Below are 522 nucleotides of genomic sequence, written 5' to 3' on the forward strand. Positions count from 1 at the left end.
CAGGGCAGCAGAAGGCTGACGGGCCAGGAAGGCGAATTGGCGAACGTCCATGTCGAAGTCTCGAAAAAACGCGATTTAGAGGAAAAAGTCCAGGCGGAAGTAGATCGGCGCTTCGCGCTCAGTCAGGACATCCGGACGCTCAAGGGAATGGGCGAAGGTCACGCTGGTCGCCAGGTGCTGGCCGCGGGCGAACAGCTCCAGGGAGTTGCTCGACAGACGCCCGTGCTGCTCACCGTTGTAACGGTCGCCACGGATCACGCCCTGGTCGTAGCCCAGGCTGCTGCCGTACTCGGCGAACACCGGACGCAGCCAGCCGAGGGTCACCGGACGGCTCCAGCGCAGGTCGTTGCGCCAGTAACCGCCGCTGTCGCCGGACAGCGACTGATCCTTGTACCCGCGAATCGACGACTGCCCGCCCAGGCTGGTGCGCTGCGGGCTGAACAGCACGTCTTCGCTGCGCTGGCCGGTCATCAGGCTGCTGAAGCTGAACGACTCGCCCCACAGCTTGAACGGCTGCAGGTA

1 protein-coding gene is annotated in these 522 nt (G+C 64.6%); it reads right to left on the reverse strand.

Annotation, left to right across the window (positions count from 1 at the left end; genetic code table 11):
* Nucleotides 1-75: 75 nt before the first annotated feature.
* Nucleotides 76-522 (reverse strand): ShlB/FhaC/HecB family hemolysin secretion/activation protein (locus J4D28_RS30315; protein WP_219734117.1); only part of this gene is annotated, 447 nt, incomplete at its 5' end.

The sequence above is a fragment of the Pseudomonas sp. GW531-T4 genome, from assembly GCF_017349615.1.
GTDB classification, from domain to species: domain Bacteria; phylum Pseudomonadota; class Gammaproteobacteria; order Pseudomonadales; family Pseudomonadaceae; genus Aquipseudomonas; species Aquipseudomonas chlororaphis_I.